We start from the raw sequence: 24,463 nt of genomic DNA on the forward strand, positions 1-24,463 counted from the left end.
TTGCATGAAGATAATAGAAGAATATTTTATAAAAGAAACGGACAATATTTCATTTTTAGAATTAAAAAGGGGTACCAAATTACAGATTGGTACCTTTAGTATTGATGATAAATTACCTTTACCCATAATTGTAGACACCTTAATAGAAGAGATTCAAGAGGGAAATCTAAAAGATGAAATTGAAATTTCTCATATAATAGATGGAATAATATTTTTATTAGGAGTAGATACTAAATTTAAATATAACGATAAATATAAAAAACTATTGTATGAATATAATCCTAACATTGAAGATTATATACTATATAAAGGTTTTCAATATGTAAAGAAAAACAATATAAAGTATGGGGCTATATTTTATAGGGCACTTGTGAATGTAAATAATAAGAATATAAATGGAATATTCAACTATGCTTTGTCTTTAGAAAAATTAGCTATCAAGTTTGCTAATGAAGGAAATCCTGAAAAATCTATGGATTTTTTGTTGGAATCAACTAGACAGTTAGAGTCAATTTTAAGTATTTCTGAGGATTTTCCGTTAGCCTATTATAAACTAGGTTATCATTATAAACATTACAATCAATTTATAAAAGCTAAGCTTACATGGGAAAAATATTTAAATTTTGATGATGATACAGCAAGGATTCAAGAAATAAGAGAACAGTTAGAACTTATAGAAGATGATGTGAACTTTGAGGAAGGAATAAGTTTATTGTCACGTGGGGAATATTCTAAAGCAGTGAATATATTTTTAAAGTTAAGCAATAAACATAAACAAGGAAATATTTTATATTTAATAGGGCTAGCTTATAAAGGTTTAGGAGATTATGAAAATGCCATAGATTATTTTTATAAAGCCTTAGATGCTGATTTTAAAGATGCTAATGTGTATAATGAGTTAGGAATTTGTTTATTTACTATTGGTTATCTAAAGGAAGCTTTGGATATTTTTAATCAAGGAATAATTTTATATCCAACCGATTATAAAATTGTATTTAATAGAGGATTATTATATTTACAGATGGGCAATATTTATAAAGCTGTAGAAGATATAGAAATAGCTCATAAGCTTAATCCTGACGATACTTTTGTTAAAGAACAATTTGAGAAAATAAAACATAATGTAGAATGATATACTTTTAAAAAGATAAATAAGTTTAAAATACAAAGATAATGATAGGAAATAGTAAAAAAGTCATGTAAATATACGATAACCTCGTGTAATTGCTTTTTAATAGAATTGAATGTGAGCAAAAAATATGCTAAATTAACTAATGTTGTCACTGAGGATGATAGCAGATAGGCGAAGAATAATATATTACTATATGCATTTAAATTAGTGACAAGGCGTATGCTTATAGCATATTCTTAAAATATATAAGAATGTATATTTTAAGATACTATATTAAAATAAAATTACAAGAAGATATAAAAAATATAAAAAAATACAAAAAAAGATGTTGACAAGTGAAATTAAATATGCTATATTAATAAAGCACAACGCAACAAATGAACCTAGATAACTAAACAGTGTGAAATACCTTGAGTAGATTTTTAACCAGGGCAAACTTTTTTCATGAGAGTTTGATCCTGGCTCAGGACGAACGCTGGCGGCGTGCCTAACACATGCAAGTCGAGCGAAGTACTTATCAAGAAGCCTTCGGGCGGATTGATAAGCTACTTAGCGGCGGATGGGTGAGTAACGCGTGAGGAACCTGCCTTCCACAAGGGGATAGCCTCGGGAAACCGGGATTAATACCCTATGACACTTAAAATCCGCATGGATTTTAAGTTAAAGCGATAGCGGTGGAAGATGGTCTCGCGTCCCATTAGCTAGTTGGTGAGGTAACGGCTCACCAAGGCCACGATGGGTAGCCGGCTTGAGAGAGTGACCGGCCACACTGGAACTGAGACACGGTCCAGACTCCTACGGGAGGCAGCAGTGGGGAATATTGCACAATGGAGGAAACTCTGATGCAGCGACGCCGCGTGAGCGATGAAGGCCTTCGGGTCGTAAAGCTCTGTCCTATGGGACGATAATGACGGTACCATAGGAGGAAGCCCCGGCTAACTACGTGCCAGCAGCCGCGGTAACACGTAGGGGGCGAGCGTTGTCCGGAATCACTGGGCGTAAAGGGTACGTAGGCGGTCATGTAAGTCAGATGTGAAAGGCATGGGCTTAACCCATGTAAGCATTTGAAACTACGTGACTTGAGTTAAGGAGAGGAAAGTGGAATTCCTGGTGTAGCGGTGAAATGCGTAGATATCAGGAGGAATACCAGTGGCGAAGGCGACTTTCTGGCCTTAAACTGACGCTGAGGTACGAAAGCGTGGGGAGCAAACAGGATTAGATACCCTGGTAGTCCACGCTGTAAACGATGAGTGCTAGGTGTCGGGAGGAGACTTTCGGTGCCGCAGTTAACACATTAAGCACTCCGCCTGGGGAGTACGTTCGCAAGAATGAAACTCAAAGGAATTGACGGGGACCCGCACAAGCAGCGGAGCATGTGGTTTAATTCGAAGCAACGCGAAGAACCTTACCAGGGCTTGACATCCCTCTGCCCGTTCTAGAGATAGAGCCTTCTCTTCGGAGACAGAGGTGACAGGTGGTGCATGGTTGTCGTCAGCTCGTGTCGTGAGATGTTGGGTTAAGTCCCGCAACGAGCGCAACCCTTGCCTTTAGTTGCCAACAGTACGGCTGTGCACTCTAAAGGGACTGCCGATGATAAATCGGAGGAAGGTGGGGATGACGTCAAATCATCATGCCCTTTATGTCCTGGGCTACACACGTGCTACAATGGTCGGTACAACGGGAAGCGACTTAGCGATAAGTAGCCAATCCCAAAAAGCCGATCCCAGTTCGGATTGCAGGCTGCAACTCGCCTGCATGAAGCCGGAGTTGCTAGTAATCGCGGATCAGCATGCCGCGGTGAATACGTTCCCGGGTCTTGTACACACCGCCCGTCACACCATGGGAGTTGGCAATACCCGAAGCCAGCGAGCTAACCGTAAGGAGGCAGCTGTCGAAGGTAGGGCCAATGACTGGGGTGAAGTCGTAACAAGGTAGCCGTATCGGAAGGTGCGGCTGGATCACCTCCTTTCTAAGGAGTTTACAACCTAACGCAACGAGAACCAAATCTATGCGAGCGTAGCGAGCAAATAGATTTGTGTTTCGAGACTGCGGAAAGCAATGGTATTTCGCACTGTTTTGTTTATTATGACCTAACATGTTAACAACTATTGTGAAGTGTTGGAAATTATTAATAAAAGATGCACATTGAAAACTAAACAGTAGATTATATTTCTGGTCAAGCTAATAAGGGCATAGGGTGGATGCCTAGGCACCAGTAGCCGACGAAGGACGGGATAAGCACCGATATGCCTCGGGTAGCCGCAAATAGGCGTTGAACCGGGGATTTCCGAATGGGGGAACCCACTTGAGAGAACCTCAAGTATCCTTTGCTGAACACATAGGCAAGGGAAGGAACACCAGGAGAACTGAAACATCTAAGTATCCTGAGGAAAAGAAAGAAAACTCGATTCCCTAAGTAGCGGCGAGCGAACGGGGAACAGCCCAAACCGAATACTTTGTATTCGGGGTTGCGGACACAACATAAAGGATGAAAATTAAGTAGTCGAAGGATCTGGAAAGGTCCACCACAGAAGGTGAAAGTCCTGTAGACAAAACTTAAAACATCCTAGTTGTGCTCCAGAGTACCACGGGACACGAGAAATCCTGTGGGAAGCAGGGAGGACCACCTCCCAAGGCTAAATACTAACTGGTGACCGATAGTGAACAAGTACCGTGAGGGAAAGGTGAAAAGAACCCCGTGAGGGGAGTGAAATAGAACCTGAAACCCTATGCCTACAAGCAGTGGGAGCACATTAAAGTGTGACCGCGTACTTTTTGTAGAACGGGCCAGCGAGTTATGGTATACAGCAAGGTTAAATACCAAAAGGTATGAAGCCGTAGGGAAACCGAGTCTTAACAGGGCGCCAAGTTGTATGCCATAGACCCGAAACCGGGTGACCTACCCATGGGCAGAGTGAAGTTGAAGTAAAATTCAATGGAGGCTCGAACCGGTTAGCGTTTAAAAGCTATCGGATGACCTGTGGGTAGGGGTGAAAAGCCAATCGAACTCGGATATAGCTGGTTCTCCTCGAAATAGCTTTAGGGCTAGCCTCGAGCAAGTGATTAGGAGGTAGAGCACTGAATGGTCTAGGGGCACATAGTGCTACCAAAACCTATCAAACTCCGAATGCCGGAATCACGTTGTTCGGGAGTCAGACTACGTGGGATAAGCTTCGTAGTCAAAAGGGAAAGAGCCCAGACCACCAGCTAAGGTCCCTAAATCCAAATTAAGTGGCAAAGGATGTGAGGTTGCACAGACAACCAGGATGTTGGCTTAGAAGCAGCCATACATTTAAAGAGTGCGTAATAGCTCACTGGTCGAGTGACCTTGCGCCGAAGATTTCCGGGGCTAAAATTTGGTACCGAAGCTGTGGACTCTAATAGAGTGGTAGAGGAGCGTTCTGTATGGGCAGAAGCCATACCGGAAGGAGTGGTGGACTATACAGAAGCGAGAATGCTGGCATGAGTAGCGAGAGGAGGGTGAGAATCCCTCCCGTCGAAAGCCTAAGGATTCCTGAGGAAGGCTCGTCCCCTCAGGGTTAGTCGGGACCTAAGCTGAGGTCGAAAGGCGTAGGCGATGGACAACAGGTTGAGATTCCTGTACTACCTAAGGGCGTTTGAGAGAAGGGGAGACGCAGGAGGATAGGCTGAGCGCACCGTTGGTTGAGTGCGTCTAAGCATGTAGGGAGTTAAGGTAGGCAAATCCGCCTTAACAATCCTGAAATGCGAATGGGAGCGAAAAACAAGTAGCGAAGCAGCTGACTCCACACTGCCAAGAAAAGCCTCTATCGAGCCCAAGGGTACCCGTACCGCAAACCGACACAGGTAGGCGAGGAGAGAATCCTAAGACGCGCGGAAGAACCTTTGTTAAGGAACTCGGCAAAATAGCCCCGTAACTTCGGGAGAAGGGGTGCCATCTGAGGTGAAGCATAAAGCAGAGCCTTAGATGGTCGCAGTGAATAGGCCCAAGCGACTGTTTACCAAAAACACAAGTCTCTGCTAAATCGAAAGATGAAGTATAGGGGCTGACACCTGCCCGGTGCTGGAAGGTTAAGGGGAAGAGTTAGCGAAAGCGAAGCTCAGAACTTAAGCCCCAGTAAACGGCGGCCGTAACTATAACGGTCCTAAGGTAGCGAAATTCCTTGTCGGGTAAGTTCCGACCCGCACGAAAGGTGTAACGACTTGGGCGCTGTCTCAACAAAGGATCCGGTGAAATTGTAGTACACGTGAAGATGCGTGTTACCCACGACAGGACGGAAAGACCCCGTGGAGCTTTACTGTAGGCTGACATTGGACTTTGGAATTACATGTACAGGATAGGTGGGAGGCTGAGAAGCATGGGCGCCAGTCTGTGCGGAGCCGGCGGTGGGATACCACCCTTGTAGTTCTGGAGTTCTAACCAGAGGCTGTGAACCAGTCTTGGGACACTGTCAGTTGGGCAGTTTGACTGGGGCGGTCGCCTCCTAAAGAGTAACGGAGGCGCTCAAAGGTTCCCTCAGCACGGTCGGGAATCGTGCAAAGAGTGTAAAGGCAGAAGGGAGCTTGACTGCGACACCAACAAGTGGAGCAGGGTAGAAATACGGACTTAGTGATCCGGTGGTACCGAGTGGAAGGGCCATCGCTCAACGGATAAAAGCTACCCCGGGGATAACAGGCTTATCTCCCCCAAGAGTCCACATCGACGGGGAGGTTTGGCACCTCGATGTCGGCTCGTCTCATCCTGGGGCTGGAGTAGGTCCCAAGGGTTGGGCTGTTCGCCCATTAAAGAGGCACGCGAGCTGGGTTCAGAACGTCGTGAGACAGTTCGGTCCCTATCCGTCGTGGGCGTAGGAAATTTGAGAGGATCTGTCCCTAGTACGAGAGGACCGGGATGGACAGACCGCTGGTGCATCAGTTGTTTCGCCAGAGGCACAGCTGAGTAGCTAAGTCTGGACGGGATAAGTGCTGAAGGCATCTAAGCACGAAGCCCCCCTCAAGATAAGATTTCCCACCGAAAGGTTAAGACTCCAAGTAGACTACTTGGTAGATAGGCCTCAGGTGTAAGAGTAGCAATACTCTTAGCTAAGAGGTACTAATAAGTCGAGGGCTTGACCAGAAATATAATGTATTGTTTAGTTTATGACCTAACCCCATTTGCGAAATGTATTTAGAGCAAATGGATGGTAGGTCAAACGCAACGAGAACCAAATCTATACAAGCGTAGCGAACAAATAGATTTGTGTTTCGAGACTGCGTTTGTCAATGAAAAAATTTAAAAAACAAATTAATAGTTGACAATCCTAGAATAAGTATATAAAATATAGTTTGTGCAAAAGCCTAAAGAATTGCAAACTTTGTGCAAAAGCCTAAAGAATTGCAAACAATGAATTGATAACTAAATAAAATCTGGTGGCAATGGCAAGAGGGATACACCTGTATTCCATACCGAACACAGAAGTTAAGCCTCTTAGCGCCGATGGTACTTGGGTGGAGACGCCCTGGGAGAGTAGGACGCTGCCAGATGAATGTTCCTAGGTAGCTCAATGGTGGAGCAACCGGCTGTTAACCGGTAGGTTGTGGGTTCGAATCCCACCCTGGGAGCCATAAAAACAAAAAAATTGAGTGCCCCGATAGGGCAAAGAATTGCCGGGGTGGCGGAACAGGCAGACGCACAGGACTTAAAATCCTGCGATCTTAAGAAGATCGTACCGGTTCGATTCCGGTCCTCGGCACCATTATGATTATGCCTGATATAAATGTCGCGGGATGGAGCAGTCTGGTAGCTCGTCGGGCTCATAACCCGGAGGTCGCTGGTTCAAATCCAGCTCCCGCAACCATAATTATATAGATAGTATAATTATTTATATTGTGGCGGCGTAGCTCAGATGGCTAGAGCATGCGGTTCATACCCGCAGTGTCAACGGTTCAAGTCCGTTCGCCGCTACCATTTTGAGTCATTTCAAGTTGTGTATGGCCCTATGGTCAAGTGGTTAAGACACCGCCCTTTCACGGCGGTAACCCGGGTTCGAGTCCCGGTAGGGTCACCACATTATGATATATAGATATATGAGGGCGCATAGCTCAGCTGGGAGAGCACCTGCCTTACAAGCAGGGGGTCATAGGTTCGAGCCCTATTGCGCCCACCACATAAAATTATATAATTTAAAATAAAATAATGATTGTAGCTCTATTTATTGGCCCGGTAGTTCAGATGGTTAGAATGCCAGCCTGTCACGCTGGAGGTCGAGGGTTCGAGTCCCTTCCGGGTCGCCATGTTGCTGGTGTAGCTCAATTGGCAGAGCAACTGACTTGTAATCAGTAGGTTGGGGGTTCAAGTCCTCTCACCAGCTCCATTAAATAACATGGAGGAGTTCCCGAGTTGGTCAAAGGGGACGGACTGTAAATCCGTTGGCTTAGCCTTCACTGGTTCGAATCCAGTCTCCTCCACCATGATGCGGGTGTAGCTCAGTGGTAGAGCCCCAGCCTTCCAAGCTGGTTGCGAGGGTTCGATTCCCTTCACCCGCTCCATATATTAAGCACCTATAGCTCAGTTGGATAGAGCAACGGACTTCTAATCCGTGTGCCGGGGGTTCGAATCCTCCTAGGTGCACCATAATTGGGGCGTAGCCAAGGCGGTAAGGCACTAGACTTTGACTCTAGGATTTCACAGGTTCGAGTCCTGTCGCCCCAGCCATTTTATGACCCATTAGCTCAGGCGGTAGAGCACCTGACTTTTAATCAGGGCGTCCGGCGTTCGAGTCGCCGATGGGTCACCAACTTTAGTATAAGTATTTGTATATTATTTAGATAAAAGCTAATATTTTATATGGTCTATATATAGGTTTTAATGGAGAGGTACCGAAGAGGTCATAACGGGGCGGTCTTGAAAACCGTTAGGGTCTTGTGGTCCACGTGGGTTCGAATCCCACCCTCTCCGCCAACTTTTATGGAGAAGTACTCAAGAGGCTGAAGAGGCTCCCCTGCTAAGGGAGTAGGTCCTTTATTAGGGCGCGAGGGTTCAAATCCCTCCTTCTCCGCCAATAATTACTGGGGGCCTTTAGCTCAGTTGGTTAGAGCGCCCGGCTCATAACCGGTAGGTTCGGGGTTCGAGTCCCTGAAGGCCCACCAACTAGCCCAGATAGCTCAGTCGGTAGAGCAGGGGACTGAAAATCCCCGTGTCGGTGGTTCGATTCCGCCTCTGGGCACCATTTGAATAAAAATTAGGGCCTTTAGCTCAGTTGGTTAGAGCGCCCGGCTCATAACCGGTAGGTCCGGGGTTCGAGTCCCTGAAGGCCCACCAATAGTTTAGGGGTGTAGTTCAGTTGGTAGAACGTCGGTCTCCAAAACCGAATGTCGTGGGTTCGAGTCCTGCCACCCCTGCCAGTTTGTTGTATTAAAATTAAATATGAAAAACACATGGGCTTGTAGCTCAGGTGGTTAGAGCGCACGCCTGATAAGCGTGAGGTCGGTGGTTCAAGTCCACCCAGGCCCACCACCATTAATTAGGGCCTTTAGCTCAGTTGGTTAGAGCGCCCGGCTCATAACCGGTAGGTCCGGGGTTCGAGTCCCTGAAGGCCCACCAATAAATAAAGACAGCAGACTTTGAAGCTAAGGTCTACTGTCTTTATTTATTATATTAAAAATTAAGTATATAAAGTATTAATTGTTTGATTAATTTTTTAATATTTTTCATCTGATATTTGTTTTCTATCTTTAAAACAAAAATATCTTCTGGAAGCATGTATTCAGTCATATCTTCTAAATAAATGCTTGGAGGAAGTTTTGATTTGTTTATAAATAAGCATTTCTTAGTAGGAGTAATAAATCCTTCATTCACTTCTAGTTTTATAATCATATGGTTTTTATCTTTCTGTATAATATTAAAAGTATCTCCAAAATATATGAAATTTATATCTGGTTTTTCAACTAATATATTACAATATATATTTATAATATCACCAGTTAAATTTATTTCATCAATTTCTATAGAGATAAATTTATCATTGTATTCTATATCAAAATTTTTGATATTTTGTATTACATCAAATATTTGCATAATATCTAATAAATAATACAAATCATCAAAATTATGTTTTAAAATTTTATCCTTTAATGTGTCATCTTTAGTGTTAATATATTCATAATAGAAATTTATGCAATCTTTTCCAGTATATTTGTCTTCTCTAAAAATATTTAAATTTTTTTCAATAGTTTTCAGTTTTAAATTATCAAAAGGAAGATAAGAGTCATATTTTTTTATTTTTCTATATATATCAAAACTGTCTGTGCTTGAAATATTATTATTTATTTTATGAATTTTGAATCTATGTTTAATAAAAGGTATATCAAAACTATCTCCATTATAAGTAACTAACAGATTAAACTTTGAAATAAATTTATTTACTTGTTCTAGTAATATGTGTTCTTCATTAATATTGTTAGCAAAGAATTGAGAAAGATACCAACTTTTATTTTTATTATTAAAATATACTAATCCAATTAAATATATTTGGTTAAATTTCCTACTAAGACCAGTGGTTTCTATATCTAAAAAGCACACATTTTTATCATGAAAGTATTTGTGCTTGTTAAACTTTGAGTTAATTAAATAATCATGTTTTTCCATATATGATTCTCCTTTAAGTTTACTATTATGATATAATAAAATTATATAAAATTATTTAAACATTATCAAACAAGAGGGAGATGAAATATGAAGTTTAATTATTTTGAACATAAATATCCTTCACGTAGAAATGTTATGTTTGCAAAAAATGGTATGGTTTCTACAACTCAGCCTTTAGCTGCAGAAGCAGGATTAGGGATATTAAAAAAAGGAGGTAATGCAGTAGACGCTGCTATAGCTACAGCAGCTAGTTTAACTGTTTTAGAACCTACTTCAAATGGGTTAGGAGGAGACGGTTTTGCAATTATATGGTATGAAGATGAATTATATGGTTTAAATGCTAGTGGATGGGCTCCAAGTAATATTAGTATTGATAAAGTAAAGAATTTAGGATACAATACTATTCCTAAATACGGCTTTATACCTGTAACTATTCCAGGGATGCTTTATGGATGGAGGGAAATGTCCAATAGATTTGGGAAACTACCTTTTGAGGATTTATTATTACCCGCAATTCATTATGCTCGAGAAGGATATCCTGTATCTCCTACTGTATCTTATAATTGGAATAAAGCATTTAAGCTTTATAAAAAGCAATTAAAAGGTAGAGAATTTGATGAATGGTTTAAAACTTTTTCTATAGAAGGAAGAGCACCAAAACCAGGAGAGATATGGAGTTCAAAGGAACTAAGTTATACACTCGAGGAATTAGCTAAATCTAAATGTCTTTCATTTTATGAAGGAGATATAGCTGATAAAATTGATAAATTTTCAAGAGAATATGGGGGATTTATTACAAAGAAAGATTTAAAAACTTATAGACCAGAATGGGTAAGACCTATATCAGTTAATTATAGAGGCTACGATATATGGGAGTTGCCACCAAATACTCATGGGATGGTGGTATTATTAGCTTTAAATATACTTAAAAATTTTGATATAAATATAGATTCGTTGCAATCATATCATTATATGATTGAAGCTATGAAATTAGCTTATGCAGATGGTTTATATTATATTACAGACACAAGAGAAATGGGAGATAATCTTAAGTATTTATTAGATGATAATTACGCATTAAGTAGAAGTAAATTAATAGGAAATAAAGCTATATTGCCAAAGTATAGTGCATTAAATAATGGAGGTACGGTATATTTGGCAACTGGGGATAAATATGGAAATATGGTAAGTTATATTCAAAGCAATTTTATGGGATTTGGTTCAGGTTTAGTAGTACCTAAAACTGGAATAAGCCTTCATAATAGAGGATATACTTTTAGTCTTAATGATAAGGATTATAATCGATTAGCACCTAATAAAAAAACTTATCACACTATAATTCCTGGATTTATTACTAAAGAGGGTAAGGCTTTAGGACCTTTTGGAGTTATGGGAGCATATATGCAACCTCAGGGGCATCTACAATCAATAGTAAATATGATTGATTTTAATTTAAATCCTCAGGAGGCATTGGATAAATATAGATGGCAATGGATAAAAGAAAAAGAAGTATTAGTTGAAGAGGATTTTCCAAAACATATTGCAGATTTTTTAATTAAAAAAGGTCATAATATTCGATATTCTAAAGATATAGGTAGTTTTGGAAGAGGACAAATTATTTTGAGAGATGCAAAAACATATATAGGTGGAACGGAAAAAAGAGCGGATGGACATATTGCAGTTTGGTAAATTATTGAGAGGTGAGAAGCAATGGTTGAAGAGAAAAAAGATAAAAATATGCTAGATGAAAAAAATATAAAAGAATTAAAAGATGATGAATTAAAGAATAAAATATTGGATATTAATGGGCTTCAATTATGTAAAATAGGCGAAATGTCCTATTACTATTTTATAAATACAAGTATGGATTTAATCCAATTAATTGAAGAAAATAATTTTTTTGAAAAATTAAATTCTAATAAAGAAAAAGAAATAATAAAAACAATTTTTGAACATGTTACAAATACTTTTATAAAGTTAAATACAAGGATGAATGAATGTGAAATAGAAAATGAAATAAACATTTTACTAGATATGAGAGAGCAACTTTATAATATACTTAAAAGTATCCGAGGTTATAAAATAGAATTATTTTATATTAAAGATTATATGGATTATTATATGATGAAATCTATTGGAGAAAAAGAATATAATAATATGCTAGTAAACCAAAATGAATTGGCTTTGATAATAAATAAAATCGAAAAAGTATTGGCAGATAATATAAATAATCATATTACATTTATAAACATTGTTTCCAATATATTAGAGATACTTCCTTTTAGAATGAGTAAATATAAGTATTTTGATGTAATAAAAGAAACTCTTTCTAGAAATTTAAGGGAATATCCAACAGATTTGGTAGAAAGTGAAATTGAATATTACAAGATGATTTTTGATAGTTCTATAATGGGAGATTATGGGGTGATGTTTGATGATTATTTTACCAATATACAGTTATTTAAAAATATTGATTATAAATCTTTATCTATAGATGAAATGGAAGAGCAATTTGATGAAATATTTAAATTAATATTAGAATTTGAAGAGATAGAAATGTTTATTATGACTTTAGGGATGTTAATAAATAGATTAATATCTATGTTATTAATTATTAGTAAATCTACATTAGATATTATAGATTCAAATAAATTGTATTCTATATGGGAAAAACAAGAGAGAAATTTTGATAAGCAAAGTATGTCTAGGTTGAAAAAGTTAACTGACAAGGCTTTTATTAATGCAGAAAAGGATTTAGTACAGTATGTAAAATATTTTGAAACTTTAAATAATGAAGCACTAAGAAGACCAGATTTTTTAGATGAAGAATTAAATAAAAAATTATTATTTACTAATAAAGTACTTACTTTTTATAATGATACAAGTTTAGTTGAATATGAGAAATTATTTCCTGAAGATGTAGAAATTATAAAAGAATATTATTTAAAACAATTAATAGATAGTTTAATTCAATATATAAATAGAAGCATATCTACAATGGACAATATTGAGAGAAAACTTAGAATGAGAAGACTGTTATCTGCAATGGAACTACCATTTAAAGATATAGATGAATTTATATCCTATATAGCATATTCATTAGATGAGAGAGTAGTTAGCAAAGAGGAAATATTATTTATAATAGAGATATTAAATAACTGGTTAGATAGTAGAGAAGAAGGGCAATGATTTTAGCCCTTTTTTATTTTGTATATTTATATAATATTTCTCATTCTTATTGGCAATAATAGATTAATGTAGAATGGAGGGATATTGTGCATAAAACAGTAGGCATACCTAGAGGTATGTTTTATTATGATTATTATTTTTTATGGAAGAAATTTTTTAATAATTTAGATGTAGAGGTGATTGTTTCAACAAAAACTAATAAGGAAATTTTGGATGCTGGTATATTTAACTGTGTTGATGAAGCTTGTTTACCTGTAAAGGTGTTTCATGGACATGTAGAGTATTTAAAAGACAAAGTAGATTATTTATTTATACCTAAATTTATAAGTTTATATAAGATGGAGTATTGTTGCCCAAAACATTTAGGTTTACCAGACATGATAAAACATAGCATAGAAGGATTACCAGAGATTATTACTCCTGTAATAAATTTGAGAAAATCAAATAAAAGTTTAAAAAAATCCATATTATATACAGGTAAATATTTTATAAATAGTAATTATAAAATATTAAAAGCCTATGATAGAGCTTTTAAAGAATTTGTAGAATATAATGAGCTATTAGATCAAGGGATTGTTTCTTTAAATGCTATAGAATTTGATAGTTTAAATATGAGACCAAATACTTTTAGTGAAAATCATGAAATGAATATATTATTATTGGGTCATTCTTATAATATATATGATGATTATATAAATATGAATATAGCTAATAAGCTAAAAAGAAATGGTATAGGGTTAATTACTGCTGAGATGATAAAAGAAGAAATTGCAAGGCAATACGCATCTCAGTTATCAAAACGAATGTTTTGGACGCATGGGCAGAGAATAGTAGGAAGTGCTTTTTATTTAATAGAAAAAGAAATGATAGATGGGATCATATATATATCAGCTTTTGGGTGTGGGTTAGATTCAGTTCTTATGGATTTAGTAGAAAGAAAAGCAAGGCAATATAAAGTACCATTTACTTTATTGACTATAGATGAACAAACAGGTGAAGCTGGAATAAATACAAGAATAGAGGCTTTTGTTGATATGTTAAAATGGAGGGATAATCATGAAGATAACATTTCCACATATGGGTAATGTGTATATAGCTACCAAAGCCTTTTTTGAAGAATTAGGACAAGAGGTGGTACCCCCTCCTATATGTAGTAGAAAGACTTTAGAAATAGGTACAAAGAATTCTCCAGAGACTATATGTTTGCCTCTAAAAATAATGACAGGTAATTTTGTAGAAAGTATTAAAAAAGGAGCAGATACTATATTATTGGTAGGAAGTTGCGGACCATGTCGATTTGGATTTTATTCTACATTAGAGAAACATATATTAGAAGATATGGGTTATAATGTGGATTTTATAGTATTTGATCCCATATATGAAGGTATAAAGCCTATAAAGGATAATATAGTAAAAGTTTTTAAGGTAGGAAGTATAGGGGAGTTAATAAGAGCAGGTAAATTGAGTTGGCAAATAATAAAAACTGCTGATTATATAACACAATTATCCAATAAAGTTAGAGCTTATGCTGTAGATAGCTATCAAGTGGATTTAATTATTAATAGCTATTATAGACAAATAGAAAAAGTATATGGAGGAGAAGAAACAATTGAATTGATGAATAAAACTATAGATAATTTGAACAAAATAAAGTTAGATAATAGCAAAGAACCTATAAAAATAGGACTCATTGGAGAGATATATACTATAATAGAACCTTTTGTCAATTTAGAAGTAGAAAGGAAATTAGGACATATGGGTGTTTTAGTGGAGAAATCTCTTACTCCGACTACATGGGTAGAACATCATATAGCAAAATTTCCTTTTGGTTCAAAAACAGAAAATGAAAAATATAGACTTGCTAAACCATATTTGGAGACTCTTGTAGGAGGTCATGGTCGAGAAACAGTGGGATCTGCTATATATTATGCTAATAAGGGTTTTGATGGAGTAATCCAGTTATTACCTTTAAATTGTATGCCTGAGATAGTTGCTAAAAGCATACTATGCAATGTAAGCAAGGATTTAAATTTTCCAATTATGACATTAATATTAGATGAAATGACAGGAGAAGCAGGTTATCTGACAAGATTAGAAGCTTTTGTAGATTTACTCAAGAGGAGAAGGGAGGAAAAGTCAGTTGGCTAAATATTATATGGGTATTGATGTTGGTTCTGTTAGTACCAATATTGTATTGATGGATGAAAATAATAATGTACATTATAAAAAATATATGAGGACTCAAGGGAAACCAATAGAAGTTTTAAAGGATGGTATAGGGGAAATTGAGACATTAAAAGATGATATTGATATAATAGGAGTGGGAGTTACAGGAAGTGGAAGAAATTTAGCTAGTATAATTGTAGGTGCAGATGTGGTTAAGAATGAAATCACAGCTCATGCTGTAGCGGGATTAGATTTTCTACCTGATGTAAAAACAATAATTGAAATTGGAGGACAGGATTCAAAAATAATAATTTTAAGAGATAAGATAGTTACAGATTTTGCTATGAATACTGTATGTGCAGCAGGTACTGGCTCTTTTTTAGATAGGCAAGCTATAAGATTAGGTATAGATATTAGTGAGTTTGGAGACTTAGCTTTACAATCTAATAATTCTGTGAGAATTGCTGGTAGATGTGCTGTATTTGCTGAGTCAGATATGATACACAAGCAACAATTAGGGCATAATCAAGCGGATATAGCTAAAGGGTTATGTGAAGCTTTGGTAAGGAACTATTTAAACAATGTTGGAAAGGGAAAAGAGATACTTTCGCCTATTTTATTTCAAGGTGGTGTAGCTGCAAATGTTGGTATTATAAAGGCATTTGAAGAAACTTTTGGAGAAAAGATTTATATACCGGATAATTATGATGTAATGGGCGCTATTGGAGTAGCAATTCTTGCTAAAGAAGAAGTGAAAAAAACAGGTTATACAAAATTTAAAGGGATTTCAATTCATAAATCAAATTATAATGTAAATGGATTTGAATGTGAAGGTTGTTCTAATGTATGTGAGGTAATCGAAATAAGAGAAGATGGAAGAATTTTAGCTAGATATGGCGATAAATGTGGAAAGTGGTCTAATTCTTTAGAAAGTAAGGATTCAAAATTGGCATAACCTTAAGTGTATACACTTAAGGTTTTTCTATGTTATAATATTTTTATATTAATGTAATTGAGGGGGAGACAATTGTATAAAGAAAGTATACTAAATGGTTTTAAAAAAGGCATATCCACTTTGTGGGAATTATCAAAAGTAGTAGTACCAGTTTATTTTTTTGTTACTTTTTTAGGTTACACTCCATTATTAAATATTATATCTAATTTTTTTGAACCAGGAATGAAATTGTTAGGACTTCCAGGTGAAGCAGCTGTACCTTTAGTATTGGGTAATTTCATCAATTTATATGCAGCAATAGGAGCTATGGCAAGTATAAGCTTATCTGCTAGACAAGCTACCATATTAGCTATTATGTTATCTTTTTCTCATAGTTTGTTATTGGAATCTGCAATTGTAAAAAAAACTAGTGTTAACTTAGCATTAATAATATTTATAAGGATAACATTAGCTATATTATCCGGAATTATTTTTAACTTGATATTGTAGGAGGTATTAAAGATGGATTTTAGTTCTTATTTAAAAGAGAGTACAATAGGTAGCATTGATTCAGTTTTATCTATGGCAAAGATAATAATTCCCCTTATGATAGTGATGGAAATATTAAAAGATGCAAAAATATTAGAAAAAATCTCAAAAAAGCTAAAGCCTATAGCAAAATTATTCGATATATCTAATGAGTCAGTTTTTCCACTTATGATTGGTATGGTTTTTGGTTTAATATATGGAGCAGGAATTATAATAGAAAGTATAGAAGAAGAGAATTTAAAGAAGAAGGATTTATACATAATTATAATATTTCTTGTTGCTTGTCATGCTATATTTGAAGATACTTTTATATTTGTTGCAGTAGGAGCTAATTTATGGTTACTTTTTTTTGCTAGATTAACTGTGGCATTAGTAGTTGCTTATTTTGCATCCAAAGTTATTGATAGGGTTAAAAGGTTTAATTAAGGGGGTATTAAATGGTTAAAGTTTATACTAATGAGTTAAAGCCAGGAATGGTATTGTCTAAGGATGTAGGTAGTTTAAAAAGTGGAGCTATTTTAGCTTCAAAAGGTACAGTATTAAATAAAAAAATTATTAGAAAGATCCGAAATCAAGGGGTAAAATATGTTTTTATATATGACCCAGAAGAAGATTCAGAGGATATAAGACAAAATAATTTAATTATTAGATATGAGATTTTTTCAGATAAAGTAGAAAAAGTATTTTCAGATGTTAAACTAGGGAAAAAAATAATACTGAGTGAAATAAATGATGAACTGGATGAATTAATTGTAGAAATAATTCAAAATAATAATATACTAGGAAGACTAAGACAGTTAGAAGAAAAGGATGATTATACATTTAATCATAGTTTAAATGTTTCTATGTTAGCTACAATGATTGCTAAATGGCTTAATTACACAGATAAACAGATAAAACAAATAGCATTAACTGGTTTATTTCATGATATTGGAAAGCTTAAAATATCAGATGATATATTGCATAAACCAGGGAAATTAACAAATGAGGAACAAGAAATTATGATGAAACATCCAATATATAGTTATAATATACTTTTAGATACAGTGGGTATAAGTAAAAATATATTGGTTGGTGTTCTTCAGCATCATGAAAGAGAAGACGGTAGCGGTTATCCTTATGGATTAAAAGGGGATAAAATTCATGAATATGCGAAAATTATTGCTGTTTGCGATGTTTATGATGCGTTGACATCAGATAGATATTATAAAAAAAAGATATCACCTTTTTATGCTGCAGAAGTATTAGAAGAACAAAGCTTTGGTATTTTAGATCCTAAAATTACTCAGTTATTTTTAAATAAAGTATCTGAATTTTATGTTGGATGCAAAGTGTTATTGAGTAATGGGAAAGAGGGAGAAATTATATATGTCCATCCTCAAAGACCAACTAGAACTATAGTTAAATCAGGAGATGAATATATAAATTTTTTAGAATCTCAAGATGTATTTATAGTGGATATAATAGAATGATGCTCCAATTGGAGCATCATTCTATTAATTTTTTGTACTAATCGAAAGTTTTAAAATCAATGTCTTCTGTATCTTCTATAAAATCATCTGCATCTAAGGAGAACTTTGGTTTACATGGTGGTCTTGGCTCTATGCTATCTTCATCTATTTGTTTAGGAAATAGAGATGGGAAAGTAGTACATATAGGGGAAATTTCTGGAGATAATTCTGGGTATCCAGTAGATAAAACACAAATTTGAACTGGTACTATAATTTTCTTTTCACAAGATATACATATTGCAATTATTAGATCTATGCTAATTTCACCTGTTTCTGGATTAATATTTATATCTCTTGAGATACTATTTGTTGCTAATCTAGTTTCACATAGTATATTACAGAATTCAGCAAATCTTGGGAAGAATGCTGAATTATATATTGAAGGTATACACAATTCAAAGAAATTAGTTAATTCCACTGGACTAATTGGAACATTAGCAGTTAAAGTTATAGTTCTTCTTCTAGAACCAGAAGTTTGAATTATAGCATCAATTTCTACTATAACATTACCACTAATTCTTACTTTTTGAGTACCAAAAACTGGTGTCCCTTTTCCTTCTTTATCACATTCAGAAGTATCAGCAAATATTATTTTTTCAGATCTAAATCCATTTGGTCCTACTACTTCTATAGGGCTACCTTTTCCATCTTTTACAAATCGTCCTCCAGATAACATGGTTTCAGGCTCTACTAATAGATTGCGAGGATCATTTATATTTTCTGGATTAAAAAATTTTTTACATCTGATGTTTGATATTTTTATAATTCTAGCATTTCTACCTAACTTAGGTGTAAACCTTACATTATTTACAGTGCTCAATGCTTGTAAGTTAACTAAAGTAGCATCAAATACTTTTTGAACGAATATTGGTTCTACTTTAACATTTCTCAATGTGCCATCCCATTCACATCCAGCATTTCCCACACAACATCTATCTGTTACTCCTAAACTAATACTTTCAGGTTTAATATTTGAACAGTTCATATTTTTCCTCCTTCCAATAAACAGTATTAAATTTATGTCTCATTCATAATATATTCTTTTACCTTTGCAGTTGTTACATATATGAATAGGAATAATTTGTGATACATATTAATATCATTTAAAAGAAGTATAAATAGGTGGTGAAATAAAATGTTTTATAATGATAAAATTGTGATAATAAAGGATATTGAAAGCAAAATAATTATGTTTAGATTAATAAATCAAAATATAATTAAATATACTTTTTATAATACTGGAAACTTAGATGAAGAGAGTATAGTTGGTGAAAAAGTACATATGGATTTTGATGTTTCGATTGATAAAGAAAATACTATATTTGTTTTATATCAGGATATGTCATTTAATTTAATTTTAACAGTATTAAAAGAGGATCAAATTGAAAATATAAAATTAACTAAAGAAGCTATACCAGAAACATATAACTTAAATATAATTGTAAAAGATGATAGTATGCATATATTTTATTGCATTTCTCTGACAAAAAATAGCAATATCTATAGAATATATCATCATTATTATAATGGTAATTGTTGGAACACAAATATAGTAGACGAAATAAATTCAGGGGCGGTTTTAAACCCTTTTAAAATAGTGGAATGTGACAAAGGATTGATAATAGCCTATCATGATAAACAAGAGAATAATAATGTATATTTAAATTTTTTTAATATTATCAATAAAAAATGGGGAAAGAAGTTAAAGATTGTTGATAGTAATCAAGGATTATTATATTTAGATATGCTTTTAAAGGATAATAAATTACATATAGTATATTGTCAATATGATGAAAATTTAGTAGTAAAATATGAAAGATTTATTATTAATGACAAAATAATAAAGGATATAAGTGAGATATTATCTAATGAAGAAGGTATTATGTATCCAACTTTAGTATATTATGAAGATAAGCTTTGGGCGGTGTGGCTTGAATATGAAAATATAATGAGTAGATATAGTAAAGACAATGGTACTACCTGGAGTCCAATTTATCTATGGGAAGATTCAAGACAAAAAAAGATTGTTAGATATAAATATATAGATAAATCTTCTTATAATGAAGATATATTAAATTATTCTTTTGGTAGCATAAAGCCACATGTTGAATTTATAGGATTTGGAAATATTGAGGATGCTATTGAAGTTCCATTAAAAAAAAAGATTTCATCCTCTGATATTTTGAATTCTTGTAAAGAGATAAAGAAGGAGATTCAAGAAATATATGATAGATTGGATTTATTAGAAAAAAATATAGATATTTCATTACAACAAGACGGTGTTAAGGAATTAAGACTATTAAAAGATAAAGTAAATCAAATAGAAGAATTTTTGATAAGAAGAACTAGAGGTTTTTACTTAAAGGATATAAATAGATAGGTGTATACACCTATCTATTTATATTGAAACATATTATAGCATTTATGTTTTTATAAATTGATGAATGGAATATACAAAAAATGAAAAAAGGCTCCAAAAGGAGCCCCCATCCATAGTGGATGTAAATAAACCGTTCAAAAGGGGTATTGGGAATAGAGATCTTATCTGAGGTTACCAGGGGGATAACCACGTACAAATTATAGCAAATTACGACAGAGTTTGCAAGGGTTTTTTTAAAAAAATTTAAAATAATTTTTTATATATCTTTTTCCTTTAATATTATGTAAATATCTTATATAATAATACTTATAACTAATAGGTTATTGGAGGGTCCACTATGGATAGAAATCTTTTATTAGCAAAATCAAATTTGGAAAAGAACGAATTTAAAGTAAAGATATTTGAAAGTATAGATGAAATGAAAAAAGATCTTTTAAATGAAATTGAAATTAATAAAACTATAGCTTTTGGTGGTTCAATGACATTATTTGACATGGGTCTATATGAGGATTTTAAAAAACGAGGTAATAAAATATTTTGGCATTGGAAAGCAAAAGATAAGGATAAAGAGTTAGAATTAGCTAAAAACAGTCAAATTTATATATCTAGTACTAATGCTTTAACCTTGGATGGGAAATTGGTAAACATAGATGGAGTTGGCAATAGAGTTTCTTCTATGTTTTATGGACATGAAAGAGTATATATAATAGCTGGTAGGAATAAAATATGTAAAGATTATGATGAAGCTATAGAAAGGGTTAAGAACGTAGCAGCACCTAAAAATGCTTGCAGATTAGATATTAATACGCCCTGTAAATTTACGGGAAAATGTAATAATTGTAATTCGCCTGATAGAATATGTAGAGTAGAGGTAATAATTCATAAAAATCCAACAGGAGGAGATATTCGAATTTATTTAATTGATGAAGAATTAGGATATTAAAATTAGATGAGGTGATATTTTGGAAGTATATTTAGATAATTGTGCCACGACAAAACCTAGAGAAGAAGTAATTGAAGAAATGTTACACGTGTTAAGGGAAGAATATGGGAATCCCTCATCTCTTCATAGAAAAGGTTTTAATGCAGAAAAAAAGATAGAAGAAGTTAGAGAAAACATTGGAAGATTTTTAAATGTTAGTAGTGATGAAATATATTTCACTTCTGGAGGCACGGAAAGCAATAATCTTGCTATTCAAAGTATAATAGATAAATGTCATAAGAAAGGTAAGCATATAATAACTAGTAAAATAGAACATCCATCAGTATTAAATGTTTTAGAATATTATGAACAAAAAGGATATGAAATTACTTATTTGGATGTAGATAGCAATGGATTAATTTCTTTAGAGCAATTTAGAGATAGTATTAGAGATGATACTATTTTAGTTTGTATAATGTTAGTAAATAATGAAGTAGGGAGTATACAACCAATTGATAAAATAAAGGATATTTTACGAAAAGAAAAGTCTAAAGCCCTGTTACATGTAGATGGGATTCAAGCTTTTGGGAAAGTACCTGTAAATATAAAAGGATGGGGAATAGATACTTTTTCATTTAGTGGACATAAAATATATGGACCTAAAGGAATTGGAGGACTATTTGTAGATAAAAAAATAAAATTAAATCCAATAATATTTGGAGGCAATCAAGAACGAGGTCTTCGCTCTGGTACGGAAAATGTTCCTGGTATAGTTGGTCTAGGTAAAGCAGTTGAAATTATGGAGAAAAATTATGAAAAAGAAAGTGAAAAAGTAAAAAGAATAAAAAATTATTTTATTAAAAGATTGAGAGAGAATATTGAGCTTATTAAAATAAATAGTCCTATGAGTGAGAAATGTTCTCCATATATATTAAATGTATCTTTTAAATATGTTAAAGGTGAAGTGCTACTACATTATTTAGAGGATAAAGAAATATACGTATCTACTGGTTCTGCATGTTCTTCAAAGGGGACTGAGAAAAGTCATGTATTGAAAGCTATGGGGCTATCTCCTTTAGACATAGATGGAGCTATCAGATTTTGTTTTTCCTATGAAAATACAATAAATGATGTTGATTATACTGTGGATGTATTAAAAAATTCAGTAGAAGAAATACGACAAATAACTATGAGGTGATTGTAGGTGGATAAAGTAATAAGTGTTAGCTTAGGAGAGATCGCATTAAAAGGATTAAATAGAAAATATTTTGAGGATGAACTTATATCAAGAATTAAAGAAAATTTAAAGGATATAGGTTATGAAAGGATATATAAAGAACAAGGAAAATTTTATATTGAAGCACAGGAAAAAGATTTTGATATGATAATTGATAGATTAAAGAAAATATTTGGACTGGTTTATATAAGTCCTTGTATTAGAATAGATAAGAACATGGGAAAAATTGAAGAAGCTTCTATACAGATGATAGGGGAAAAATTATCCAATGAAAATATAAAAACTTTTAAAGTAGTTACTAGGAGGATAGATAAAAGTTTTCCAATTAAATCTCCAGATGTATCAAAAGAGATAGGAGCTGTAATATTAAAAGAGTATGATGATTTAAAAGTAGATGTTCATAATCCTGATATATATTTATATATAGACATAAAAGAAAATTGTTATGTGTATATAGACAAAATAAGAGGTTATGGAGGACTACCGGTTGGTACTAATGGTCATGGATTACTTTTACTATCAGGTGGGATTGACAGCCCAGTAGCTGGATTTATGATGGCAAAACGTGGGGTTAAAATAAGTGTTGTCCATTTTCATAGCTATCCTTTTACTAGTGAAAGGGCAGAGGAAAAAGTTAAAAAATTGGCTAAAATATTAAGTTTATATACTGGTCCAATAAAGTTTTATAGTGTAAATATATTGGAGATACAAAAGGAGTTAAATTCTAAATGCCCTGAAGATGAGATGACTATCCTATCTAGGAGATTTATGATGAGAATATCTGAAAGAATAGCAAATAAAAATCATATTAATGCCCTTATTACAGGAGAAAACTTAGGGCAAGTTGCATCCCAAACCATAGAAGGCATATCTGTTATTAATGCAGTGGTAAATATTCCTATATTAAGACCTTTAATTGGATTTGATAAGGTAGATATAATAGATTTAGCAAAGGAAATAGAAACATATGAAACTTCCATATTACCTTATGAAGATTGTTGTACTTTATTTTTACCTCAACATCCTGTAACTAGACCTAAATTAGAGAATATAGAAAAATCAGAGGAAAATATAGATATAGAAAGATTAATTGAAAATGCTCTAAAAACCATGAAAATATATAATATTTAATAAAGTATTAAATGGGAAAAAATGATATTTTATATTGACATACCTGTCGAATAAGTATAAAATATAATAAAGGCAATTTTCATCATATTGAAAGGAGGATAGTAATAAATTGCCTAAAATTGTAGATTATGATAAAAAAAAGCAGGAAATAATTGAAAAAGCTAAAATAGTGTTTGCAAAGCGTGGGTACCATGATACTAGCCTTTCTCATATATCAAAGAAATGTGGAATGGGTAGAACAACTATATATCAGTATTTTAAAAATAAAGACGAAATATTTTATCATACTGTAGGAAGTACTTTAGAAGAAATACAAACACAGGTTGAAGTAATAGTAACCAATGAAGAATTGTCTTTTACAGAAAAGTTAAAACAAGTAATACATCAATTAACAGAAGGGCAAGAGGATAACAATACTTTCATATTGCTTTTAGAGACATTACTTATAATAAATAGAGGAACAAATGAGGTATTAGAAAAAATAAAGGACGATATCCAAAAATTAAAAAATACTATTGAAGACTTAATTAAAGGAGCTATTGAAAAAAAAGAGATTAAACCAGTAGATAGTAAAAGTTTTGCAGAAACTATCTATACATTTATTGAAACTCTTACACTTAAGAGTATTTCTAATAAAAATGATTCAAAAGTTAAAGCTGAGTTTTTAAATCTATTAATTGATGATTTGAAAATTTAAAATAAGGGGG

At 33.8% G+C, this 24,463-nt stretch carries 16 protein-coding genes, 21 tRNA genes and 3 rRNA genes; 38 read left to right on the forward strand and 2 right to left on the reverse strand.

The window, feature by feature from the left end; all coding sequences use genetic code 11:
- Positions 1-4 precede the first annotated feature (4 nt).
- From JL105_RS03375 to JL105_RS03495, 25 genes are all read left to right on the forward strand, one after another.
- Entirely contained in the window at positions 5-1,132 is a 1,128-nt protein-coding gene (locus JL105_RS03375; protein WP_132029739.1) for a tetratricopeptide repeat protein, read from the forward strand.
- Between the two features lie 440 nt (positions 1,133-1,572).
- A 16S ribosomal RNA gene (locus tag JL105_RS03380) occupies positions 1,573-3,101 on the forward strand.
- A 205-nt stretch (positions 3,102-3,306) separates the two neighbouring features.
- Positions 3,307-6,227 (forward strand): 23S ribosomal RNA (locus tag JL105_RS03385).
- Positions 6,228-6,516: 289 nt separating this feature from the next.
- A 5S ribosomal RNA gene (gene rrf / locus JL105_RS03390) occupies positions 6,517-6,634 on the forward strand.
- Together the 16S, 23S and 5S rRNA genes with 21 tRNA genes alongside form the textbook arrangement of a ribosomal RNA operon.
- A gap of 6 nt (positions 6,635-6,640) precedes the next feature.
- Positions 6,641-6,715, forward strand: a tRNA-Asn gene (locus tag JL105_RS03395).
- A 41-nt stretch (positions 6,716-6,756) separates the two neighbouring features.
- Positions 6,757-6,846: transfer RNA gene (locus tag JL105_RS03400), tRNA-Leu, on the forward strand.
- A gap of 25 nt (positions 6,847-6,871) precedes the next feature.
- Positions 6,872-6,948: transfer RNA gene (locus JL105_RS03405), tRNA-Met, on the forward strand.
- A 33-nt stretch (positions 6,949-6,981) separates the two neighbouring features.
- A tRNA-Met gene (locus JL105_RS03410) sits at positions 6,982-7,058 on the forward strand.
- A 25-nt stretch (positions 7,059-7,083) separates the two neighbouring features.
- Positions 7,084-7,158 (forward strand) — tRNA-Glu (locus tag JL105_RS03415).
- A gap of 23 nt (positions 7,159-7,181) precedes the next feature.
- Positions 7,182-7,257 (forward strand) — tRNA-Val (locus JL105_RS03420).
- 50 nt (positions 7,258-7,307) lie between these two features.
- Positions 7,308-7,384, forward strand: a tRNA-Asp gene (locus JL105_RS03425).
- 4 nt (positions 7,385-7,388) lie between these two features.
- Positions 7,389-7,464, forward strand: a tRNA-Thr gene (locus JL105_RS03430).
- Positions 7,465-7,475: 11 nt separating this feature from the next.
- A tRNA-Tyr gene (locus JL105_RS03435) sits at positions 7,476-7,561 on the forward strand.
- Between the two features lie 4 nt (positions 7,562-7,565).
- Positions 7,566-7,639, forward strand: a tRNA-Gly gene (locus JL105_RS03440).
- A gap of 8 nt (positions 7,640-7,647) precedes the next feature.
- Positions 7,648-7,724: transfer RNA gene (locus JL105_RS03445), tRNA-Arg, on the forward strand.
- Between the two features lie 4 nt (positions 7,725-7,728).
- Positions 7,729-7,805: transfer RNA gene (locus tag JL105_RS03450), tRNA-Gln, on the forward strand.
- Positions 7,806-7,811: 6 nt separating this feature from the next.
- Positions 7,812-7,887 (forward strand) — tRNA-Lys (locus JL105_RS03455).
- Between the two features lie 73 nt (positions 7,888-7,960).
- Positions 7,961-8,051 (forward strand) — tRNA-Ser (locus JL105_RS03460).
- An 8-nt stretch (positions 8,052-8,059) separates the two neighbouring features.
- A tRNA-Ser gene (locus tag JL105_RS03465) sits at positions 8,060-8,151 on the forward strand.
- Between the two features lie 11 nt (positions 8,152-8,162).
- Positions 8,163-8,239: transfer RNA gene (locus JL105_RS03470), tRNA-Ile, on the forward strand.
- A 4-nt stretch (positions 8,240-8,243) separates the two neighbouring features.
- Positions 8,244-8,319 (forward strand) — tRNA-Phe (locus tag JL105_RS03475).
- 15 nt (positions 8,320-8,334) lie between these two features.
- Positions 8,335-8,411 (forward strand) — tRNA-Ile (locus tag JL105_RS03480).
- A gap of 7 nt (positions 8,412-8,418) precedes the next feature.
- Positions 8,419-8,494: transfer RNA gene (locus JL105_RS03485), tRNA-Trp, on the forward strand.
- Between the two features lie 35 nt (positions 8,495-8,529).
- Positions 8,530-8,606: transfer RNA gene (locus tag JL105_RS03490), tRNA-Ile, on the forward strand.
- Between the two features lie 10 nt (positions 8,607-8,616).
- Positions 8,617-8,693, forward strand: a tRNA-Ile gene (locus JL105_RS03495).
- A 54-nt stretch (positions 8,694-8,747) separates the two neighbouring features.
- On the opposite strand, the gene JL105_RS03500 is transcribed toward JL105_RS03495, so the two are convergent.
- On the reverse strand, positions 8,748-9,737 hold the full coding sequence (locus tag JL105_RS03500; RefSeq protein ID WP_132025669.1) for a ribonuclease H-like domain-containing protein: 990 nt from the start codon (positions 9,735-9,737) through the stop codon (positions 8,748-8,750).
- Positions 9,738-9,824: 87 nt separating this feature from the next.
- On the opposite strand from JL105_RS03500, the gene JL105_RS03505 reads away from it, so the two are divergent.
- From JL105_RS03505 to JL105_RS03540, 8 genes are all read left to right on the forward strand, one after another.
- Complete coding sequence (locus JL105_RS03505; RefSeq protein WP_132025671.1) at positions 9,825-11,426, forward strand: gamma-glutamyltransferase family protein; 1,602 nt, start codon at positions 9,825-9,827, stop codon at positions 11,424-11,426.
- 21 nt (positions 11,427-11,447) lie between these two features.
- Positions 11,448-12,926 (forward strand): hypothetical protein, encoded by a 1,479-nt coding sequence (locus JL105_RS03510; protein WP_132025673.1) that lies wholly within the window; start codon positions 11,448-11,450, stop codon positions 12,924-12,926.
- An 86-nt stretch (positions 12,927-13,012) separates the two neighbouring features.
- The gene (locus JL105_RS03515) at positions 13,013-14,011 is read left to right on the forward strand and encodes an acyl-CoA dehydratase activase-related protein (RefSeq protein ID WP_132025675.1); all 999 of its coding nucleotides are present in this window, start codon (positions 13,013-13,015) and stop codon (positions 14,009-14,011) included.
- Positions 13,983-15,074 (forward strand): acyl-CoA dehydratase activase-related protein, encoded by a 1,092-nt coding sequence (locus tag JL105_RS03520; protein ID WP_132025677.1) that lies wholly within the window; start codon positions 13,983-13,985, stop codon positions 15,072-15,074. Before JL105_RS03515 ends, JL105_RS03520 begins: the two co-directional genes overlap by 29 nt.
- The gene (locus JL105_RS03525) at positions 15,067-16,047 is read left to right on the forward strand and encodes an acyl-CoA dehydratase activase (protein WP_202690611.1); all 981 of its coding nucleotides are present in this window, start codon (positions 15,067-15,069) and stop codon (positions 16,045-16,047) included. The genes JL105_RS03520 and JL105_RS03525 overlap by 8 nt, the downstream gene beginning before the upstream one ends.
- Before the next feature lie 72 nt (positions 16,048-16,119).
- A complete protein-coding gene (locus tag JL105_RS03530) occupies positions 16,120-16,536 on the forward strand; it encodes a nucleoside recognition domain-containing protein (protein ID WP_132025679.1) in 417 nt (138 codons plus the stop codon).
- A 12-nt stretch (positions 16,537-16,548) separates the two neighbouring features.
- Positions 16,549-17,001 (forward strand): nucleoside recognition domain-containing protein, encoded by a 453-nt coding sequence (locus JL105_RS03535; protein WP_132025681.1) that lies wholly within the window; start codon positions 16,549-16,551, stop codon positions 16,999-17,001.
- A gap of 11 nt (positions 17,002-17,012) precedes the next feature.
- Positions 17,013-18,047: an HD-GYP domain-containing protein gene (locus JL105_RS03540; RefSeq protein ID WP_132025683.1), complete on the forward strand. Its 1,035-nt coding sequence runs from the start codon at positions 17,013-17,015 to the stop codon at positions 18,045-18,047.
- A gap of 37 nt (positions 18,048-18,084) precedes the next feature.
- Here the strand turns inward: JL105_RS03540 and JL105_RS03545 are convergent, their stop codons facing one another.
- Positions 18,085-19,071 (reverse strand): hypothetical protein, encoded by a 987-nt coding sequence (locus JL105_RS03545; protein WP_132025685.1) that lies wholly within the window; start codon positions 19,069-19,071, stop codon positions 18,085-18,087.
- Between the two features lie 150 nt (positions 19,072-19,221).
- Between JL105_RS03545 and JL105_RS03550 the strand changes: the two genes are divergently transcribed.
- The 5 genes from JL105_RS03550 (at position 19,222) to JL105_RS03570 (ending at position 24,453) form a co-directional block, all read left to right on the forward strand.
- A complete protein-coding gene (locus JL105_RS03550) occupies positions 19,222-20,466 on the forward strand; it encodes a hypothetical protein (protein WP_132025687.1) in 1,245 nt (414 codons plus the stop codon).
- Positions 20,467-20,803: 337 nt separating this feature from the next.
- Entirely contained in the window at positions 20,804-21,409 is a 606-nt protein-coding gene (locus tag JL105_RS03555) for a lactate utilization protein (RefSeq protein WP_132025689.1), read from the forward strand.
- A gap of 19 nt (positions 21,410-21,428) precedes the next feature.
- The gene (locus JL105_RS03560; protein WP_132025691.1) at positions 21,429-22,586 is read left to right on the forward strand and encodes a cysteine desulfurase family protein; all 1,158 of its coding nucleotides are present in this window, start codon (positions 21,429-21,431) and stop codon (positions 22,584-22,586) included.
- 6 nt (positions 22,587-22,592) lie between these two features.
- Positions 22,593-23,756: a tRNA uracil 4-sulfurtransferase ThiI gene (gene thiI / locus JL105_RS03565; protein WP_132025694.1), complete on the forward strand. Its 1,164-nt coding sequence runs from the start codon at positions 22,593-22,595 to the stop codon at positions 23,754-23,756.
- A gap of 109 nt (positions 23,757-23,865) precedes the next feature.
- On the forward strand, positions 23,866-24,453 hold the full coding sequence (locus JL105_RS03570; protein ID WP_132025696.1) for a TetR/AcrR family transcriptional regulator: 588 nt from the start codon (positions 23,866-23,868) through the stop codon (positions 24,451-24,453).
- Positions 24,454-24,463 lie beyond the last annotated feature (10 nt).

This window comes from Keratinibaculum paraultunense, assembly GCF_016767175.1.
Lineage (GTDB): Bacteria > Bacillota > Clostridia > Tissierellales > Tepidimicrobiaceae > Keratinibaculum > Keratinibaculum paraultunense.

Bases quoted from the DNA above. Each gene is read 5' to 3' on its own strand.
- JL105_RS03500 (WP_132025669.1), bottom strand. From the start codon at position 9,737: ATGGAAAAACATGATTATTTAATTAACTCAAAGTTTAACAAGCACAAA.
- JL105_RS03520 (WP_132025677.1), top strand. From the start codon at position 13,983: ATGAAGATAACATTTCCACATATGGGTAATGTGTATATAGCTACCAAA.
- JL105_RS03545 (WP_132025685.1), bottom strand. From the start codon at position 19,071: ATGAACTGTTCAAATATTAAACCTGAAAGTATTAGTTTAGGAGTAACA.
- JL105_RS03505 (WP_132025671.1), top strand. From the start codon at position 9,825: ATGAAGTTTAATTATTTTGAACATAAATATCCTTCACGTAGAAATGTT.
- JL105_RS03510 (WP_132025673.1), top strand. From the start codon at position 11,448: ATGGTTGAAGAGAAAAAAGATAAAAATATGCTAGATGAAAAAAATATA.
- JL105_RS03555 (WP_132025689.1), top strand. From the start codon at position 20,804: ATGGATAGAAATCTTTTATTAGCAAAATCAAATTTGGAAAAGAACGAA.
- JL105_RS03375 (WP_132029739.1), top strand. From the start codon at position 5: ATGAAGATAATAGAAGAATATTTTATAAAAGAAACGGACAATATTTCA.
- JL105_RS03535 (WP_132025681.1), top strand. From the start codon at position 16,549: ATGGATTTTAGTTCTTATTTAAAAGAGAGTACAATAGGTAGCATTGAT.
- JL105_RS03550 (WP_132025687.1), top strand. From the start codon at position 19,222: ATGTTTTATAATGATAAAATTGTGATAATAAAGGATATTGAAAGCAAA.
- JL105_RS03540 (WP_132025683.1), top strand. From the start codon at position 17,013: ATGGTTAAAGTTTATACTAATGAGTTAAAGCCAGGAATGGTATTGTCT.